16 protein-coding genes are annotated in these 16,373 nt (G+C 66.3%); 8 read left to right on the top strand and 8 right to left on the bottom strand.

The features are described 5' to 3' along the window. Positions 1-34 precede the first annotated feature (34 nt). Positions 35-3,532: a DNA-directed RNA polymerase subunit beta gene (gene rpoB, locus EJL01_RS07555; RefSeq protein ID WP_125106956.1), complete on the bottom strand. Its 3,498-nt coding sequence runs from the start codon at positions 3,530-3,532 to the stop codon at positions 35-37. A gap of 549 nt (positions 3,533-4,081) precedes the next feature. On the opposite strand from rpoB, the gene EJL01_RS07550 reads away from it, so the two are divergent. Next, positions 4,082-4,798, top strand: a complete 717-nt coding sequence (locus EJL01_RS07550; protein WP_125106955.1) for an MBL fold metallo-hydrolase — start codon at positions 4,082-4,084, stop codon at positions 4,796-4,798. Between the two features lie 80 nt (positions 4,799-4,878). Here the strand turns inward: EJL01_RS07550 and EJL01_RS07545 are convergent, their stop codons facing one another. Together EJL01_RS07545 and EJL01_RS07540 are read right to left on the bottom strand one after the other, a co-directional pair. Further along, positions 4,879-6,381 (bottom strand): catalase, encoded by a 1,503-nt coding sequence (locus tag EJL01_RS07545; RefSeq protein WP_206427689.1) that lies wholly within the window; start codon positions 6,379-6,381, stop codon positions 4,879-4,881. 2 nt (positions 6,382-6,383) lie between these two features. Then, a complete protein-coding gene (locus EJL01_RS07540; protein WP_125106953.1) occupies positions 6,384-6,884 on the bottom strand; it encodes a Fur family transcriptional regulator in 501 nt (166 codons plus the stop codon). Between the two features lie 117 nt (positions 6,885-7,001). Between EJL01_RS07540 and EJL01_RS07535 the strand changes: the two genes are divergently transcribed. The 4 genes from EJL01_RS07535 (at position 7,002) to EJL01_RS07520 (ending at position 10,194) form a co-directional block, all read left to right on the top strand. Beyond that, positions 7,002-7,874, top strand: a complete 873-nt coding sequence (locus EJL01_RS07535; protein ID WP_125106952.1) for a spermidine synthase — start codon at positions 7,002-7,004, stop codon at positions 7,872-7,874. A gap of 60 nt (positions 7,875-7,934) precedes the next feature. After that, a complete protein-coding gene (locus tag EJL01_RS07530) occupies positions 7,935-8,504 on the top strand; it encodes a tetratricopeptide repeat protein (RefSeq protein ID WP_125106951.1) in 570 nt (189 codons plus the stop codon). Between the two features lie 122 nt (positions 8,505-8,626). Continuing rightward, on the top strand, positions 8,627-9,118 hold the full coding sequence (locus EJL01_RS07525) for a SprT-like domain-containing protein (RefSeq protein ID WP_125106950.1): 492 nt from the start codon (positions 8,627-8,629) through the stop codon (positions 9,116-9,118). 32 nt (positions 9,119-9,150) lie between these two features. Further along, the gene (locus tag EJL01_RS07520) at positions 9,151-10,194 is read left to right on the top strand and encodes a threonine aldolase family protein (RefSeq protein ID WP_125106949.1); all 1,044 of its coding nucleotides are present in this window, start codon (positions 9,151-9,153) and stop codon (positions 10,192-10,194) included. A gap of 106 nt (positions 10,195-10,300) precedes the next feature. On the opposite strand, the gene EJL01_RS07515 is transcribed toward EJL01_RS07520, so the two are convergent. The 3 genes from EJL01_RS07515 to EJL01_RS07505 form a co-directional block, all read right to left on the bottom strand. After that, positions 10,301-10,534 carry a helix-turn-helix domain-containing protein gene (locus EJL01_RS07515; RefSeq protein WP_125106948.1) on the bottom strand — a complete coding sequence of 78 codons (234 nt, stop codon included), beginning with the start codon at positions 10,532-10,534 and terminating at the stop codon, positions 10,301-10,303. Further along, positions 10,534-11,028 (bottom strand): DUF2975 domain-containing protein, encoded by a 495-nt coding sequence (locus EJL01_RS07510; protein WP_125106947.1) that lies wholly within the window; start codon positions 11,026-11,028, stop codon positions 10,534-10,536. Before EJL01_RS07510 ends, EJL01_RS07515 begins: the two co-directional genes overlap by 1 nt. A gap of 102 nt (positions 11,029-11,130) precedes the next feature. Beyond that, complete coding sequence (locus tag EJL01_RS07505; RefSeq protein WP_125106946.1) at positions 11,131-11,652, bottom strand: GNAT family N-acetyltransferase; 522 nt, start codon at positions 11,650-11,652, stop codon at positions 11,131-11,133. 497 nt (positions 11,653-12,149) lie between these two features. Between EJL01_RS07505 and EJL01_RS07500 the strand changes: the two genes are divergently transcribed. The 3 genes from EJL01_RS07500 (at position 12,150) to EJL01_RS07490 (ending at position 15,388) form a co-directional block, all read left to right on the top strand. After that, entirely contained in the window at positions 12,150-13,694 is a 1,545-nt protein-coding gene (locus EJL01_RS07500; RefSeq protein WP_125106945.1) for an HNH endonuclease signature motif containing protein, read from the top strand. A gap of 179 nt (positions 13,695-13,873) precedes the next feature. After that, complete coding sequence (locus tag EJL01_RS07495; protein WP_164509752.1) at positions 13,874-14,827, top strand: ornithine cyclodeaminase family protein; 954 nt, start codon at positions 13,874-13,876, stop codon at positions 14,825-14,827. Positions 14,828-14,833: 6 nt separating this feature from the next. Beyond that, positions 14,834-15,388, top strand: a complete 555-nt coding sequence (locus EJL01_RS07490) for an EVE domain-containing protein (protein WP_125106943.1) — start codon at positions 14,834-14,836, stop codon at positions 15,386-15,388. Here the strand turns inward: EJL01_RS07490 and EJL01_RS07485 are convergent. Together EJL01_RS07485 and EJL01_RS07480 are read right to left on the bottom strand one after the other, a co-directional pair. Beyond that, complete coding sequence (locus EJL01_RS07485) at positions 15,385-15,735, bottom strand: hypothetical protein (protein WP_206427688.1); 351 nt, start codon at positions 15,733-15,735, stop codon at positions 15,385-15,387. The two genes, EJL01_RS07490 and EJL01_RS07485, sit on opposite strands and share 4 nt — an antisense overlap. 93 nt (positions 15,736-15,828) lie before the next feature. Further along, positions 15,829-16,365, bottom strand: a complete 537-nt coding sequence (locus EJL01_RS07480; protein ID WP_125106942.1) for a DUF4916 domain-containing protein — start codon at positions 16,363-16,365, stop codon at positions 15,829-15,831. Positions 16,366-16,373 lie beyond the last annotated feature (8 nt).

Below are 16,373 nucleotides of genomic sequence, written 5' to 3'. Positions count from 1 at the left end.
TCCCTAGGAACAAAGCTTCGTAATCGGGGGTGGACTAGATCTCGTCGACCGAAGACGACTCGAAGCGAGTGGAGATGTTGATGCCGAGTTCTTCGGCAGCACGGTAGGCGTCATCGTCGTTCTCTTCGAGGCTGACGATGGAGCCATCGGCGGCGAGCACCTCGACGTTCAGGCACAGCGAGCGCATTTCGCGCACGAGCACTCGGAACGACTCGGGGATACCGGCCTTCTGGATGTTTTCGCCCTTGACGATCGACTCGTAGGCCTTCACGCGGCCGACAATGTCGTCCGACTTGATCGTGAGCAGCTCCTGCAGGGTGTAGGCGGCGCCGTAGGCCTCGAGGGCCCACACCTCCATCTCACCGAAGCGCTGGCCACCGAACTGTGCCTTACCACCGAGCGGCTGCTGGGTGATCATCGAGTACGGGCCCGTCGAGCGCGCGTGAATCTTGTCATCGACGAGGTGGTGGAGCTTGAGCATGTACATGTAGCCCACCGAGATCGGGTCGGGGAACGGCTCGCCGGAGCGGCCGTCGAACAGACGCGCCTTGCCGTTTTCCTTCACCATGCGCTCGCCGTCGTCGTTCGGGCGGGTCGAGGTGAGCAGGCCCTGGAGCTGCTCCTGGCTCGCACCGTCGAACACCGGGGTCGCCACCTTGGTGCCGGGGGCCACGTGGAAGGCTTCCTCGGGCAGGTTTGCGGCCCACTCCGGGTTGCCCTCGATGTCCCAACCCTGCGTCGCGATCCAGCCGAGGTGCGACTCGAGCACCTGACCGAGGTTCATGCGCTTCGGGATACCGAGCGGGTTCAGGATGATGTCGACCGGCGTGCCGTCCTCGAGGAAGGGCATGTCTTCCTCGGGCAGGATCTTCGCGATGACACCCTTGTTGCCGTGACGGCCGGCGAGCTTGTCACCCTCGGTGATCTTGCGCTTCTGGGCAATGTAGACGACCACGCGCTGGTTCACGCCCGAGCCGAGCTCGTCGTCACCGTTCTCGACGTCAAACACCTTGACGCCGATGATGGTGCCGGTCTGGCCGTGAGGAACCTTGAGCGAGGTGTCGCGCACCTCGCGGCTCTTCTCGTTGAAGATCGCGCGGAGCAGGCGCTCTTCGGCGCTCAGCTCGGTCTCGCCCTTCGGTGTGACCTTACCGACGAGGATGTCGCCAGCCTGCACCTCGGCGCCGACGCGGATGATGCCGCGTTCGTCGAGGTCCTTGAGCATGTCCTGACCCACGTTCGGCAGGTCGGCGGTGATTTCTTCCTTACCGAGCTTCGTGTCGCGAGCGTCAACCTCGTACTCCTCGATGTGGATCGAGGAGAGCACATCGTTCTTCACGATGTTCTGGCTGATGATGATCGCGTCCTCGAAGTTGTGGCCCTCCCACGGCATGAACGCCACGAGGAGGTTCTTGCCGAGCGCGAGCTCACCGTTTTCGGTTGCCGGGCCGTCGGCGATAACCTCGCCGACCTCAACGCGGTCGCCGGCGGTGACGATGACGCGGTGGTTGTAGCAGGTACCCGCGTTCGAACGCTCGAACTTGCGGAGCCAGTACGACTCGCTGCCGCCCTCATCGGTCTGCACGACCACCTGGTCGGCCGACACCGAGGTGACGACACCGGCGTGCTGCGCGGTGACCACGTCACCAGCGTCGATGGCGGTGTAACCCTCCATACCGGTGCCGACGATCGGCGAGGTCGAGCGCAGCAGGGGAACTGCCTGGCGCTGCATGTTCGCGCCCATGAGCGCGCGGTTCGTGTCGTCGTGCTCGAGGAACGGGATGAGCGAGGTACCAACCGACACCATCTGGCGCGGCGAGACGTCCATGTAGTCGACCTCACCGGCGGGCACGAGCTCAACCTCGCCACCCTTGGTGCGCACGAGCACGTCGTCCTCGATGTAGCGACCGTTGGCGTCGAGCGGCGCGTTGGCCTGGGCCACCACGAACTCGTCCTCGTCAGCGGCGGTGAGGTACTCGATGGTCGGCGAGACAACGCCGTTCTCGACGCGGCGGTACGGCGTCTCGATGAAGCCGAACGCGTTGATGCGCGCAAACGTTGCGAGCGAGCCGATCAGACCAATGTTCGGGCCTTCAGGCGTCTCAATCGGGCACATGCGGCCGTAGTGCGAGGCGTGCACGTCTCGCACCTCGACACCGGCGCGCTCACGGCTCAGACCACCCGGGCCGAGCGCGTTGAGGCGACGCTTGTGCGTAATGCCCGCGAGCGGGTTGTTCTGGTCCATGAACTGCGACAGCTGCGAGGTTCCGAAGAACTCCTTGATGGCAGCAACGACGGGGCGCACGTTGATGAGCGACTGCGGGGTGATCGAGTCGATCTCCTGCGTGGTCATGCGCTCGCGCACGACGCGCTCCATGCGGCTGAGTCCGGTGCGGACCTGGTTCTGGATCAGCTCGCCGACGGCGCGGATGCGACGGTTACCGAAGTGGTCGATGTCGTCGATGTCGAGCGGGATGTCGGTGAGCTCGCCGCCGTTGCGGGTGCCCTCGATCGTCGTCTCGCCCTTCTGGAGCGCGACGAGGTACTTGATCGTGCCGACGATGTCCTCCACCGAGAGCACCGAGTCGCTGATGGGCGCCTCGAGGCCGAGCTTGCGGTTGATCTTGTAGCGGCCGACCTTCGCGAGGTCGTAGCGCTTGTCGTTGAAGTAGTAGTTCTCGAGGAGCGCCTTGGCGGCCTCCGAGGCCACCTGCTCGCCCGGGCGCAGCTTCTTGTAGATGTCGCGGAGCGCGTCTTCTTGCGTCTGGATCTTCGGGTCGTCCTTCGACAGCGTGTCGAGGAGCGTCTCGTAGCCAGCGAACTCGGCGCGGATCTCTTCTTCCGACAGGCCGATGGCGCGCAGGAAGACAGTGACCGACTGCTTGCGCTTGCGGTCGATGCGAACGGCAACGAGGCCCTTCTTGTCGACCTCAAACTCGAGCCAGGCACCACGCGAAGGAATCACGCGCGACGAGTAGACGTCGATGTCCGAGTTCTTCTCGGGAGTGCGGTCGAAGTAGACGCCCGGCGAGCGCACGAGCTGCGAGACGACGACACGCTCGGTGCCGTTGATGATGAAGGTACCCATCGGGGTCATGAGCGGGAAGTCGCCCATGAAGACCGTCTGGGTCTTGATCTCGCCGGTCTCGTAACGCATGAACTCGGCCTCGACGTAGAGCGGGGCCGAGTAGGTCTTGCCGCGCTCCTTGCACTCGTCAATCGAGTACTTCTCGGGCTCGAGCTGCGGGTTGCGGAACGTCAGCTGCATCTGATCCGCGTTGTCTTCGATGGGCGAGATCTCTTCGAAGATCTCTTCGAGGCCCGAGACGCGAGGCACATCTGTGCCCCCGTTCTCGATCTCATAGTCGCGACGAGCCTTCCAGTACTCGTTGCCGATGAGCCAGTCGAAGGACTCGGTCTGCAGCGAGAGCAGATCCGGTACCTCGAGCGTGTCCTTGATGTTCGCGAACGACAGGCGGTGAGCGTCGCGACCGGACTTCGGCGTGTAAGTTGCGTTATTCGCAGCAGCCAAAAGAGTTACCTCCACAGGTCCCGCTGGCCAGCGGGACGCGATTGCATTGGGCGTGAGGGTGGCCCCGCCGTCCGTTGCCGAAAGTCATCGCCTCCCCTGTGATTCGGAGGAATTCATCAGGTTCAGAACCTGGAACTCGACTCCTGCCACAGCACCCGTAACGCGCGTTTCGGGCTGAGGGACTTGTGAATTGCAGCAACCGAGCCGACCGCAATATGAAGGCAAGGAGCGACGAAGCGCAAGGATCTACTATAACCCGACACTATTCGCAGTGTCCAGAGAGAGTTTTGTCGATCCCGGCGCAGCGTCCAGCCTACCCCGTCTCCGGCTAGCGATCTCGGCGTCGCGATCCTGACTGCTGTGCGGGGCGAGGTCGAGGTGGAGGCGGTTCTTGCGCTCCTGCTTCTCTGGCACCGCCACAAACTCGATCGGCCGTTCGGAATCGATAGCGGCGGTGTACCAGCGCAGACTCATGCGCGAAGGCGAGGCCCGATCTCTGGATGTCGGGTGCGGATGCGCGGGGCCAGGCTCCCCCGCTAGCCTCGTACCATGTCGCATCCCTTCTCCCCCAAGCTCGACGCGTTCGGCAACCTCGAGGTTCACTACGCCGAGGTCAACGATTACGAGAACAACTGCTACGTCATCGTCGACGTGCCGACCGGGGCGGCGCTCATCGTCGACGCCGCCGACAACTTCCCCGCGATCACCGAACTCGTCGACCTGGCCGGCCGCCGCGCCACCGACGCCGGCGCGGCACAGGTGCACGTCGTCGGAGTGCTCACGACCCACCGACACCAGGACCACTGGCAGGCACTCGAGGCGACGAAGGCCCACTTCGAGGTGCCGAGCTATGCGGGTGCCGAGGATGCGGGCGAACTGCCCGGCGCGACCGAGCACACGCTCGGCGACGGCGACACCATCGCGCTCGGCGGCCAGCAGATCGAGATCATTGGCCTGCGCGGCCACACGCCCGGCTCGGTCGCCCTCGCGCTGCGCGTGCCCGAGCATCCGGTGCGCCTGATCACCGGCGACTCGCTCTTCCCCGGCGGCATCGGCAACACTTTTGGCGACACGGATGCATATGCCCAGCTACTCGGCGACGTGGTCGAGCGCGTGTTCCACCGCTTCGCGGACGACACCATCTTCTATCCCGGCCATGGCCTGCCCTCGACCCTCGGCCGCGAGCGCGGTTTCCTCAACGCCTGGCGACTCACCGGCGGGCTGCCGCCTGCCGACCCGGGCAGCGACGCGTTCCGAGGCGAGTAGCCCGAGCCTCCGAAACCGCGCGTGGCGCCCCCGATTGCTCGGGAGCGCCACGCGCGGTCTGTTGCTGTCGGAACTTGGCGCTACACGCCGGGCTCCGGGTCGCCGCCGGGGATCTTACCGGCGTTGGCGAGGCCCTCGCGGACCTTCGCCTCGATGCGCTCACCGGTGGCCTGGTCGACGTTCTTCCAGTACTGGAAGGCGTTCGAGAGGACGGGCTCCCGCACGGTCGCGAGGCCGCCGGCGACGGTTTCCACGAAGCGGTCGCGCTCCGCGTCGTCCCAGACCTCGCGCACGAGGGTGCCGGCCTGGCCGAAGTCGTCGTCGTCAGCGCGCAGCTCGTAGGTCGAACGCACGAGCTCGCCGTCGCTCTCCCAGCTGTTCTCGACCTGGCCGACCTCGTCGGCGTACGGGCGGCCGAACGAGTTCGGCGCGTACACCGGGGCGTCACCCGAGTGCTGGAAGCGCATGTGGCCGTCGAACGTATAGCTGTTCACCGGGTTCACGGGCTGGTTCACCGGCAGCTGGTTGTAGTTCGTGCCGATGCGGGCACGCTGGGCGTCCGGGTAGGCGAAGGTGCGCGACACGAGCATCCGGTCGGGCGAGATGCCGGTGCCGGGCACGAAGTTGCCGGGCGAGAACGCCGCCTGTTCGATCTCCGCGAAGAAGTTCTTCGGGTTCTCGTTGAGCGTGAACTTGCCGACCGGGATCAGCGGGTAGTCGCTGTGCGGCCACACCTTCGTGAGGTCGAAGGGGTTGAAGCGGTAGGTCTTCGCGTCTTCGTAGGGCATGATCTGCATCTTGATCTGCCAGCTCGGGAAGTTGCCCTCCTCGATCGCATCGAACAGGTCGCGGCGGTGGTAGTCGGCGTCCTCGCCCGCGAGGCGTTCTGCCTCCTCGTTGGTGAGGTTGTGCACTCCCTGGTCGGAGTGGAAGTGGTACTTCACCCAAAAGCGCTCGCCCTCGGCGTTGATCCACGCGTAGGTGTGCGAGCTGTAGCCGTTCATCTCGCGCCACGAGCGGGGCAGGCCGCGCGAACCCATGAGGTAGGTGACCTGGTGGGCCGACTCGGGGTTGAGGGTCCAGAAGTCGAACTGCATCGTGTTGTCGCGCAGGCCCGAGTCGGGCAGGCGCTTCTGCGAACGGATGAAGTTCGGGAACTTCATCGGGTCACGCACGAAGAACACCGGCGTGTTGTTGCCGACGATATCGAGGTTGCCCTCTTCGGTGTAGAAGCGCAGCGAGAAGCCGCGAACGTCGCGCCAGGTGTCGGGCGAACCCTGCTCACCGGCAACGGTCGAGAAGCGGATCGCGACGCGACCCTTCGCGCCCGGCTGGAAGGCGGCGGCTCGCGTGTACTTCGAGACATCCTCGGTCACCTCCCACTCGCCGAAGGCGCCGGCGCCCTTGGCGTGCGGGTTGCGCTCCGGAACGCGCTCGCGGTTGAACGCGGCGAGCGTCTCGATGAGGTGCACGTCATTGAGGGTGATAGGTCCGTTCGGGCCGACGGTCAGCGAGTTGCGGTTGCTCTCGGCGGGCGCGCCATTCTGGCGAGTCGCAGGTGCATTGGGATCGATCTGGGTCACGATCACTCCTGTTCTTCGGTAGGGGTGGATGGGGTGGTCTGATTGGGCTGGCGCGCGGCGTTGCGCTCGGCCAGGCAGTCGGCACAGAGGCCTCGGTACGTCACCTCGGCGAGCTGCACCTCGAAGCCGGCGTCGGCGGCCGGGTGGAGGCACGGCGCGGCGCCGACCGAACAGTCGACGTCGACGATGATGCCGCAGTTGTCGCACACCAGGTGGTGGTGATTGTCATCCGTGCGGGTTTCGTACCGAGCCGGAGAGTTCGGCGGGTCGATGCGGCGCACAAGACCGTGGTGTTGGAAGTCGCCGAGGCTGACGTAGACCGCCTGCTTCGTGAGGTGGGGCACCGCGGTCGACGCGCGTGCGTGCACCTCGTCGACCGTTGAATGCGGATGCTCGACGAGTGCTTCGAGCAGCGCGACGCGACGCGGCGTTACGCGCAGTCCGACCGCGCGGATGCGCGCGGCCCACGCCTCCGGTGCGGCGTGCTCATGCGTGGTCGTCATGACACCACCGTATCGCTCTTTTGAACTGATCAAAATAAGGCCAACCTAAGTCGTGCCGTCGAGTTGGCTGGATGCGCGGGCCGACGCCGGCCTGGTGCGGGCGGCCATAATCGAATCATGGCGCGCCAGCACTCCCCCGACCTCACCCGCACTCTCGCCTCCGGCCGGCAGGCCCAGTTCGTCCTCGATGGCGAGATCGTGCAGCTCATTGTCGACGGCACACCGCAGTCGCAGGTCGACCGGGCCGACCCGACGAGCCTTGGCTTCGGTTACATCCGTCACATGGGGCACGTGCTCGACCTCGCTTTCCGTGAGCGACAAGCAATCACGGCACTGCACCTCGGCGCCGGCGCCCTGTCGATTCCGCGTTACGTCGAGGCGACACGCCCCGGCTCTCGTCAGCAGGTGATCGAGCTCGAGCGCGATCTCGTGGAGTTCGTCCGCGAGGTGGCGCCGCTGCCAGCGAGCGCGTCCATTCGGGTTCGCTACGGGGATGCGCGCGAGCAGCTCGCAAAGCTGCCGCGCGGCCTGGCGGGCAGTGTCGACGCCATCGTCGTCGACGTGTTTGCCGGCCCGTCGACGCCGGCGCACGTCACAAGCGTCGAGTTCTTCCAGGCGATCGCCACCTTCCTCGCGCCCGACGGTGTCGTGCTTGTGAACGTGGCCGACGGGCACGAGCTGCGCTTTGCGCGCGGCGAAGTGGCGAGCATCCGCGCCGCGATCGGTCCGACACTGCTCATTAGCGACCCGGCGGTGCTCAAGGGCCGCCGCTTCGGCAACATCGTCGCGGTCGCGAGTCGCGACGAACTCGAGCTGCCGATGCTGCCGCGCCTCGCCGCATCCGGCTTCCCGCCCGCCACCGTGCATTCGGCACCACAGACGATCGCGTGGCTGCGGGGCGCGAGCGAGGTGCACGACGCCGAGGCGACCGACTCTCCCGTGCCGGGTCGGGGCATCTTCACCACGGGCCGCGCGCGCGAGCGCGGCTAGCTCCGCCCGCGCCGGGGTGGCACGCGCGCATTTGGAGGAGGGCGCATTACTCTCGGTGGCGTGTCTGACTCACCGATCATTCTTGGCTATGACCCCGAGACGCTGCGCGAGCGCATCGATATGGATGCGGCGACGGCACGGCTAGAAGAGATTTCGCAGTTCCGCTCCCTCGCCGCCCTGAACGAGCAGGTCGCGCTGCTGCGCATGCTCGACCGCCTCGACGAGGCGTTTGACAAGGCGCAGGATGCGGCCCGGCAGTCCCGTTTCACCGGCTCGCGCGAGGACTCGCTCGCGGCGCGCGTGCGGCGCGCGCAGGTCACGCAGTACCAGGGCAAGCTCGACCTCTCGTTAAACGAACTCACGAACTGCGTCGAAGAGGCGATCGCGCACGACTGGGCCGAGCTCGCCGGGTTCGCGCTGCAGCACCGGGGCAAGGTGCTGTTCGAACTCGAACGTTACGACGAGTCGCTTGCCGATTTCGAGCGCGCGCTGAAGTTCCGCGAGGGCGACGGGATTCCCGCCGACCACGCCAACTCGACGAAGTTCGCGATTCGCGTCGTGCGGGCAAAGCTCGAGGGCGACCGCACGCCCGACGAGTTCGACGAGCCCATCACCTCGATCAACGCCTAGCGGGGCGGATGTTGTCGGCGCCGAAGATCATGTCGGAGGCCGATGCGATGCTGTCGTTGCCGTGCGGGGCAGTACGCGGCGGCGCCCGAGTGGCACGGCCGCACGAACGAGAGGCAGTGACCATGGCTGATCTTGATGAGGTGCGCACGCGCGCCAACGAACTGATGACGCGGCATCTTTCCCGCGACTGGGTGTTCCGCTTCGACACGGCGAAGACTCGCGCTGGTCTGTGCAACTTCACCAAGCGCACCATCTCGGTGTCGAAGTATTTGGCCGCGCGCTCGACGCTCGCCGACGTCGAGCAGACCCTGCTGCACGAGATCGCGCATGCCCTCGCCGGGCCCGACGCGGGCCACGGCGAGGTGTGGCTCGTGCTCGCGCGCAGCATCGGTTGCACCGGAAGCCGTACGCACGACGGCCCGGTCGCGCGCGAGTTCGCGCGCTGGCACGGCGAGTGCCCGAACGGCCACGAGGTCGTGCGCTTTCGGCGGCCCACGCGGCCGATGTCGTGCGGCAAGTGCACGCGGCGATTCGACCGGCGTTTTCTCATCATGTGGCGCGAGCGATCGCCTGAAGAACTCGCGGCAAGCGCCGCCGGGGCCGCGCGCTCGTAGAACGCTCGGCCGCGCGGGGCAGAATAGTCGCCGTGATCTCACCGCTGCATGACGCTAACCAGTACCACTTCGGCTCCGACAACTACGCCGGGGTGCACCCCGAAGTGCTTGAGGCGATCGTCACGGTGAATGGCGGGCACGTGCTCGCCTACGGCGACGACCCTTACACCCTGCATTTGCAGGAGGTCGTGCGCGGCTGGTTCGGCGAGCAGGCCGAGGTCTTCCCGGTGTTCAACGGCACCGGGGCGAACGTGGTGTCATTGCAGGCGATGCTGCCGCGGTGGGGCACGGCCATGTGCACCACCGCGGCACACATCAACACCGACGAGCAGGCGGCGCCCGAGCGCGTCGGCGGCATCAAGCTGCTGCCGATTGAGGCGCCCGGCGGCAAGCTGCTGCCCGAGTTGCTCATCGAGGGCGACCCCGACGACGTGCACCGCGCATCCCCGCAGGTGGTGTCGGTGAGCAACTCAACCGAGCTCGGCACGGTGTACTCGGTCGACGAGTTCGCGCGCCTCGCCGAGGCGGTGCACGAGGCGGGCATGTTCCTGCACCTCGACGGCTCGCGCCTGAGCAATGCCGCGGCAGCCCAGGGCGTGACGCCGGCCGAACTCGCGCAGGGCGCCGACGTGATCTCGCTCGGGGGCACGAAGAACGGCGCGCTCGGCGCCGAGGCGGTCATCGTCGTCAACCCGGATGCCGTGGCCGGCACCGCCTACCTGCGCAAGATCACGACGCAGCTCGCGTCGAAGCAGCGCTTCGTGTCGGCACAGTTGCTCGCGCTGTTTGAAGGCGACCTGTGGCGCCGCAACGCCGAGCACGCGAACGGGCAGGCGCGCGAGCTCGGGCGTCGGTTGGCCGAGCTGCCGGGCGTCGAGGTGCCGCTCGAGGTCGAGGCGAACGCGGTGTTCCCCGTGTTGCCGGAGGGCGTCGCCGACCGCGTGCGGGCGCATGACACCGTGCGCTTCTACGACTGGCCGCCGATGCCGGGCGCGGTGCGCCTCATGGCGTCGTGGGATACCCCGGATGCCGCGATCGACCACCTGGTTGAGGCAATTCGCGCGGAGCTTGGCTAGGCGGTTCCCGGTACGGTCGCTGGGGCCTGCGCCTTGTTGGGGTTAGGGGCCGGCTCCTGATTGGCGCTGGGGCGCCAGCTCTGATGAGTGTTGGCTCGCGGGGCGATCAGGCGGTGTCGGACGACTCGTTGTCGTTGTCGGGGTCGTAGCGCAGCAGATCGCCCGGCTGGCAGTCGAGGACTCGGCAGATTGCATCGAGGGTCGAGAAACGCACGGCCCTGGCGCGACCGTTCTTCAGCACCGCGACGTTCGCCGGGGTGATGCCGATCGCGGCCGCGAAGTCGCCGACGCTCATCCCCCGCTCCGCGAGCATCCGATCGATGGTGATGCGAATCGCCATCACACGACCTCGTCAAGTTCGGCCCGCATCGCGATCGCGTTACGCAGAAGCGACCGCAGCACGAGCGTGATGCCGGCGATGGTGAGGATCGCGAGAACGCCGATCGCGAGGATGAGTGCCAGGAACGGGCTGCCCGCCTGGCCGCCGCTGATCACCGCTGCGCCAGAGACGATTTGCAGGGCTGCGCACACGAGGATTGCCACGAGCGCGCCGACCCAGATCACGGACTGTCGGGTGAGCATCGTGCCGCGGTAAATGCGATGAACGAGCAGTGAGACCAGGGCGATCGTGATCAGCCCGAGCGCGGTGAAGCCGATCGATGATGCGAGGACTGGCCCGCGGAGGTCAGCGTATTCGGGCAGCGCCTCGGCCACGCTCGCGGCAACGCCCGGCAACAGCGCGATGGCGGCGATGCCGTCGCCGAATAGCACGCCAAGGAACAGTTGGGTGGCGACGACGAGCGCGAGCGGCGGGCGCGGCAGGCTGGTGTTCATGTATCGAGTTTCGATAGATAGCTATCGATTGTCAATAAGTGGCGGCGATCGTAGGAGCAGCTTGTGGCTCGACGAGTTGTCGGGTTTCTCACGAGGCGGGGGTCAGGTCAGCGACTTGGTTCGGCGCCGTTCGAAAAGTGTCATGTCGGGTCGTTCGTCGAGCTTGACGTTGCTGTCTTCGTTCCATCCGTGGCGTTCGTAGAAGCTCGCGGCGCGGGTGTTGCCATCGAGGACCCAGAGGAACGCGGAATCGAATCCGTCTTCACGGAGCGCCAGCTCGACGGCCGAGATCAAGGCGTGCCCGACGCCGGTCGAGAACACGGAGGGGTGCGCGTAGAGCCCCCAGAGTTCGCCCTGGTCAGAAGCTCCTTCGTCTCGGCCGGGCCCAAAGGACGCCCAGCCAACGATCTCGCCTTCGCGGTCTGCGACGAGTGTCTGGCCCATCGTGTGCGGGTCGCTGATGATCCGACGCCATCTCTCCTCGCGCTGCTCGACGGACTGCGCATCGAGCACGTCGTTCGGCATGAGCCCCCGGTAAGCGGCCTGCCATGAGGCAACGTGCACGGTCGCAATTCCGCGCGCGTCATCGATGTCGGCGGTGCGGATTACGAATGGTCGTCCCATGCATCCTGTTGATACCACAGCCGCGGGTGGAGGCACGGCGTCACTTCCCGTTGCCTGAAGCCGGGTGGCCATCTGGCGCGCTGGGGCGGGGGCGGGTCGGCAGTGGCGGGTGGGATTCGGTGCCGGTCTCGCGAGGTTGCGTCGATGTCGGAGGGGCGTGGTGGAGTGATTCCGAGCACCAGATCACGCTGCGTACCGTCGCCGATAAATGTCGGAGGCTCGTGGTCAATTAGTACTAGGCCCCCAAGACCGTCGTCCATTCCTCCTATTTCGCTGCTCCGCAGCAATGTCGGAGGCTCGTGATGAAGTAGTTCCACTCCCCCAGAATCCGTTGCCGACTCGTTCCTCGCCCACGCTGTCGCGGTCAGGAAACTCCCAGCAAAAAGACCAGACCCCGGGGTCACGTTTTGGCCCGCTCACGCGTCTACAAGACAACACCGAACAGATCCGCCAGGTTCCGATCAAACCGACGCTCGTGCTCGAGGAGGTGACGCCCGATGACCGCACCCAACCCCGCCACGCCCGCCGACAATGGCAGCGACGACGACCAGCGCGACCTCAGCCGCAAGCGCGACCGTGAAGCCTTCAAACCCACCCGGCACGCGCACCGGAACCAGCCCGACGGCACCACCCCCGAACCCGAAACCGACGGCATCAACGACCACGTCCGTACTCACCGCGACCACTACCTCGACGGCGAACGACTCGCACGCCTTGGCGAGTTCCAGAAACTCACCGCACTCGCCGGCGCCTACCGCGACGCGGTCGCCCGCACCGAACTCCAGGTCGAAGAGCGCAGCTACGTCGCGAGTTACGACGACCTGTTCCGCCTGAACCTCCGGTCAATCGTCGCCGACTTCGGCATCAAGACCAACGAATCCGACGCGGCATTGGTGAACCGCGCGCACGACGCCCACCGGCTCACGACCAACCACCACACCTGGCTTGCTCCCTTGCGCGATGGTGCGGTGACGATGCGGCACGCCCGCGCGCTCCTGCGGTACGCCGGCAACGTGCCCGATGACCGGCTCGACGAATACACGCGCAAAGTCCTCGACTACGCCCGCACCGCGACCGTGTCGCAAACCGATACCTACGCGCGCAAACTCGCGGCCGACCTCGCCGCGCCAGAGTTTGAAGAAGCGTTCGAGCACGAATACGCAAAGCGACGCGTCACGATCGACGACCACGACTTTGGCATGTCGACGATCCACATTGATGTGCCCACCGTGCAAGGCCACGCGATCGTCGACCTCGCCGACCAACAAGCCCGCGCCCTCCACACCGAACACGAGACCGAAGCCGAGGAACACCGGGAACGCGTCCGTGCGGCGGCCGCAACCGGCACCGACTTGTCGCCGGAGGATGCCGAGTTCGTCGAAGACACCCGCACCCTCCGGCAACTCCAAACCGACCTCATGGTCGACACGCTCCTCACCGCGACCCCGCAAGCCATCGTCGACTCGCCGACCGCGGGCGCAGCCCGGGTCACGGCGACGGTGAGCGTCGTCATTCCGGTGATGAACCTGATCGACCCCGACGCACCCCGCGAGGTGGCGACGGTCGACGGGATGAACCCGTGCAGCATGACCGAAGCCCGCGAAATCGCCGCCGGGGCACCTTGCTTCCAGCGCATCCTCACCGACCCGATCACCGGCCACGTCCTCACGGTCGACACCCGCAAACCCACCATCGAAATGCGCCGGTTCTTGCAGGTCCGCGACCAGACGTGCGTGTTCCCCGGCTGCCGCCGAGCGGCGCATCGCAGCGAACTCGACCACATCACCCCCTGGGCCGCGGGCGGCAAAACCAGTGTCGATAACCAGGCACACCTGTGTCGACAACACCACATCCTGAAACATCAGCGGCCGTGGCGATACCGGCACCTGGGCAACGGTGTCTTCGAGTGGGAATCACCGCTCGGGGAGATCTTCATCACGCGCGCCGACCCGGTCGGGCCGCAACGTCCTGTCTTCAGACCCGCCGACGGGCTCGGGGAGAACTCTGCCTACGACCCGACCACAGATCCAGCACCCTTCTGAGGGAGATGAACTCTGTGCCTATGAAGAACTCTGAACGTATCCAATCGACATCCCGCTGCAAGCACGGCGTTGCTGCGGGTAGCATTTCTGCCAGGCACGGCCGCTCACCAGCAACGGGGCGGCGAGGCCCCGGTATTCGCCGCTGCATCCCGTCGAGCGTTGAAGGAGCACCCGCTTCCGTGAACATCCCACACATCACCAACAAACACATCCTCGATCACATTCGAGTCGGTGACGCGGTCGACGCCCTCGAGCGCGCGCTCAAGACCGAGATCGACCCGTCGCAGGACTTCCCGCGCAGCTTCTTCCAGCTCGACGAGGGCAAGCGCCTGCTCTTCATGGCCTCGCATGCCCCCGACTGGGTCGGCGCGAAGATCATGTCGGTCAACGAGGGCAACCCGGCCCGCAACGTTGACCGCGCACAGGGGCTCTACGTGCTCATGGATGCTCTGACAACCACGCCGAAGGCCGTCATCGACGGCGACGAGCTCACCGACCTCCGCACCGCCGCCATGACGAGCCTCGTCACCTCGCGCTTCATCAACCGCGACTCGAGCAGCGTCGTGATGTACGGCTACGGCGCCCAGGCACGCAAGCACGCGCACGTGCTGCGCGAACTGCACCCGCAGCTCAAGCAGCTCGTCGTCGCCGGCCGCAACGCTCGCAAGACCGAAATGTTCGCCGCCACCGCGGCCGAGCTCGGCTGGAACGCCCGCATCGGCCAGGCTATGCCGCCGCAGACGGCGATTCCGCAGGCCGACCTCATCATCACGGCTACCGGCTCAGGCGAGCCCCTCTTCGACGGCTCGCTCGTGCGCCCGGGCACCCTCGTGGTCGCGCTCGGCACACACAACAACGAGCGCAGCGAACTTGACACCGCCCTCATGGCACGCTCGAACGTCATCGTCGAAGACATAGACACGGCGGTCAACGAGTCGGGCGAGATCGCCCACGCGATCGCCGAGGGCGTGCTGCGCCGCGAGTCACTCATCCCCGTGCGCGACGTCGTGCGCGGCGAGGTGAGCATCGACCGCAGCAAGCCCACCGTGTACAAGACCGTGGGCATGCCGTGGCAAGACCTCGTCGTCGCCGGCGAGATCTACACGCGCATGCCGAGCACCGCGCTGCGCTAAGCCACCGTGGCGATTCGATACTGGCTGCTCGTCCACCCACTCGATCGCGCCCGCGAGCTCGTCGAAACGGGCGTCGCGCGCGTGACGTGGGGCAACGAGCAGCCAGTTTCATCATTTCGTGAGGCCGATGGCATCGTCATCTACTCGCCGCGCGAATACAACCCCGACGGCGAACCGCTGCGCGCCGCCGTCGCCGCGGGGCGAGTCACCGGCGAGGCTTACCAACTCGGCGGGCACGGCACGCCCCGCTGGGTCGCGCCGGTCGACTGGCTCCCGGGCGCACGCATCGCGCCCATCCGGCCACTGCGCGACATGCTCGAGCTCACGCGCGACACCAAGTTTTGGGGTGAGCAGCTGCGCGATGGCTGGGTCGAGCTCTCGCAGCGCGACTTCATGATTCTCGAGGATGCGGTGCGACCGGCCACGCCCGAACCGAGCGGTTTCGCGATCGACGCGCTCCGCGACGGCGCGAGCCGCACCGAGCATCCGAGCAGCGCGCCTGCCGCAGACACGCGAGCGCGCGCCGAGCAGGCGTGGCGCGACTGGGACGCGAACCGCTAGTAGCTGTGCGACGAATAACTCGATGAGTTGTTCAGTTCGCTGAACACGGCGGTGAAGAACAGCCCGCCGGTCACCGCGGCAATGATGCCCAAGACAATCGCCAGCGCGATGCCGATACCGATCCAGATGAGGTAGGCACGGGCAAAGTTGCGCTTCGCGAGCGAGCGACCGTCGCCGGCCGCGAGCACGATCATGTAGATGAGGCCGACGAGAGGAATGCCCATCAGAAAGATGGTGAGCACCCAGTTGCCGACGCTGTCGGCACTATCCACCTGCTGAGCGGGCTGGTACCCGGCCGTCTGATACCCCTGCTGGTAGTAGGGCTGCTGGGGGTACTGCTGGCTCATGGTTCCTCCTGAGAGCGGATGCGGACACGGCGAACGTACATTCTGATGGTTGCCGGCGGGCAAAAGTTCCCGCTGCCGCGAACTCGGTGCTGGCTACCAAGCACCGAGGAAGCCGATGGCCTGACGCAGAATCGCGCCACGGCCACCCTCAAGCTCCTCGAGCAGGTCGGGGTCCTTCGCCTCGTCCGGCGTGACCCACGTGACCTCGAGCGCATCCTGACGCGGAATGCACTCGCCCGTCACCGGCACGATGTACTCGAGCGCGACCGCGTGCTGACGCTCGTCGTAGAGCTCAGTCACGGGCAGCGGCGAAAACTCGGCGACGGTAAATGGCTGCAGCGAGGGAGGCAGCTGTGGGAAGGCCATCGTGCCGAGGTCCTTCTCCAGGTGACGCAGCAACGCGCTGCGGATCGACTCGCCGTAGTGCACGCGGCCCGACACGAACGTGCGGGTGATAAGTCCCTCGGGGTTTGCGCGCAGCAGGAGGCCGATTGCCTCGACTTCGCCACGGCCGTCGAGCAGCACTGGAATCGCCTCGACATAGATGATCGGCGTGCGTCGGCGGATGAGCTCGAGATCGTCGTCGCTCAACCAGCCTGAAGACTCGGGGTCGGGGGTACTCACGTCCATGTGCTCAT

Origin of the sequence: Gulosibacter massiliensis, assembly GCF_900626105.1 — a bacterium.
Classification (GTDB): Bacteria; Actinomycetota; Actinomycetes; order Actinomycetales; family Microbacteriaceae; genus Gulosibacter; species Gulosibacter sediminis.
Note: the sequence above shows the minus strand (reverse complement) of the source record. Positions and strands in the feature narration are given on the sequence as shown.